General features: G+C 42.2%; 2 protein-coding genes. Both read left to right on the forward strand.

Going from position 1 to position 2,535, the window contains the following annotated elements; genetic code table 11:
* Positions 1-386 precede the first annotated feature (386 nt).
* Entirely contained in the window at positions 387-1,202 is an 816-nt protein-coding gene (locus J6U00_RS02175; protein WP_296578229.1) for a DUF169 domain-containing protein, read from the forward strand.
* A gap of 222 nt (positions 1,203-1,424) precedes the next feature.
* Entirely contained in the window at positions 1,425-2,255 is an 831-nt protein-coding gene (locus J6U00_RS02180) for a hypothetical protein (RefSeq protein WP_296578232.1), read from the forward strand.
* Positions 2,256-2,535: the final 280 nt, after the last annotated feature.

A 2,535-nucleotide genomic window follows, 5' to 3' on the forward strand; every position in this document is an offset into this window, starting at 1 on the left:
TACAAAAGCTGAAATGGAAATCATCTTTTTTGAAGCAGAAGACGTAATTACTGTGAGCAATAAGTTAACAGAACAGGGCGATACTTTAACGCCAGAGGTGAAATGAAATAGCAGCAGGTGCAAAACTTTGTTTTGCACCTGTTTTTTTCCTTTAAATTCTGTGTAAAGGCGGTATGATGAGATGTTTTAAGCGCGAAGTGTTTTTAGTCTGTACATATATTATATTCTAGAAAATTTTTTCAAATATTTTTTTAGAAGTTGTTACATTTTGTGTTTTTGAAACGAATATTATTATAGAAGCTCATTATTGATATGCCTAAGATAAACAGTCTGAGGAAGTCGTTACATGAAGTTGTTATAAAATACTATTAAGGAGAATACTTACCATGGAACAAAACAAGCGAATTTCAGAATTGTTGAGGAGCACTATTGGACAGCGTTACGATGCAATGGCACTTAAAATGATAACCGATGAGGCAGAGGTACCCGAGAATGCCGTCTGTCCCCTCCGAGATCTAGGTCAGCATCTTGCACTGTGTCAGGCTTTTGCCCTATCAAGAAGAGAAGGAAAGACAGTGTATATGCAGAAGCAGGATCACTGGTGCTGGGCTCCGCTTTTTGCTTACGGTCATGTAGAACTGGAAAAGGGAACACCAGAGTTCAACGAGCTCCTTCCCGTCATAGGTATATTCGATCCTGACGCAGCCGCTGCGTTTATTGAGAGAATGCCGCATCTTCCGGCAGGTATGTATAAAGGTATACTTACAGCGCCTCTTGGGAAAGCTGACTTTGAACCTGACGCAGTGATAATAAACTGTCGCAACGCCGAGCTGAGAACCATCCTGTTTGGCATCAAGACACAGACCGGCACCACCATGAAGACGGAGTTTGACGCCATAGATTCTTGTGTATGGGGCATAGTTCCCTCACTTACAAAGGACGAGTATCGCGTTTCATTTCCTGACCCAGGCGACTTTTCAAGAGCCGGAACGAGTGAGGACGATGTGATATTGTCTGTACCAAAGGCAAAGCTTGAAGAATTTGAAAGAGGTCTTGAATCCCTTAACCATATGGGTATGCCTCACTCATTCTTCCAGCCGGGAATGGAATACGATTTTGCCCGACCCACATTTTATAACAGAATGTTTAAATCATGGGGACTTGATGAAGGAAAGAGCTTTAAGATACCGGGACTCGAATAAAAATATAAGCTCTGAGATCGCCGGAAGTATCATGCATACGGTGCTCCGTAAATGCAATGGTGTAAATAATCTTTCCCTCAGATGCAACACCTGTTTTATCGGATACGAATGTTGTATATGAAAGGCATTAAATACAGAGATATTTCAGGACAGATAGGAAATATTTCCCCAAAAGAACAAATGAAAATAACGGTGAAACACCGGAAAAAAGGAGTAACAATTATGAAAAAAGCAGCAATTATCTTAACACTTTCAGCAGCAGTATGCGCGCTTTCATCGTGCACTGATTTTAGGTACAGTGGAGAGAACGATCAAGGTCCCATAATTGTTGTTGAGACCACGGAAGCAGCAAGGAAAGACGTTAAAACGACCAACACCGCTTCCGGTGAAGAAGCCGGACTGAGCCTGCTCAGCGAAACAGTGACCTACGCAGATACAGAGCAGGCTGACAGTTCGGAAGCAACGATCACAACAGTATTTCAGGAGAAGGGGCAGTACGAAGATGAAGAGAACAGATATTACCTTGACCCCACTGTCGGAACGAACTACAGGGAGGGAAGAACTGAGGAAAATGTATATATTTCCGATTATGCAGGCATAAAAATAACTGCTCCCGAGGGTGTGAACTTCCGCAACAGGGAAGACCTTTATACTGAGTATATGATGCCTACAAGATTTATGGACGAGGAAGCACGCAGGCTGTACAACACGGCCTTTAGCGAAGCTTCTGTTGAATACGGTGATATGATCGGAGATGTAACGGTGTGGTTCGTTAACACCAAGCTCGGATATCCCGAAGCTGCCGATATGACTGCGGAGGATTACATAAAGAACTATGTTATGGATTTCTCTCCCGACATTGATGTAACGGATATATGCGAACCCGTAAATGTCACTATGGGCGGCGTTGAATATGCAAAGGCTGCATACACCTGTTTTTCTGTTCCTCGTGCAATTTATGCAAGAAGAATTGATGATGATTTTATATTGAAGATCGTTGTTGCAGGAGATGCGGTCAACGATATCGAAGGCAGAATCTCTTCTGTAGGCTGATAAAAAAGAACTTCTGATGAAAAATAGATAAAGACCTCGTTTATGCAAACAGGAACAGGGAAGCTGATGCTTCCCTGTTCCTGTTATGATATATATGACTTTCTTTTGGTTCTTTTATCTTTTTATCTTTTTAGCTGTTGAGCTCTGCGGCTTTTTCCTCATATACGGAGTGATTCTGTGTCAAAATGTCGTTTATTCTCCATTCGCCGCAGTCTGGGTCGATAATAAAATCAACGATATCGCAGGACTTAGAGTTGGACATATCGGGCGTACCGCAGTA

Source organism: Ruminococcus sp. (genome assembly GCF_017650195.1).
In the GTDB taxonomy this organism is placed as follows: Bacteria; Bacillota; Clostridia; order Oscillospirales; family Ruminococcaceae; genus Ruminococcus.

Coding starts and splice junctions, on each gene's coding strand:
- J6U00_RS02175 (WP_296578229.1), top strand. CDS start 387: ATGGAACAAAACAAGCGAATTTCAGAATTGTTGAGGAGCACTATTGGA.
- J6U00_RS02180 (WP_296578232.1), top strand. CDS start 1,425: ATGAAAAAAGCAGCAATTATCTTAACACTTTCAGCAGCAGTATGCGCG.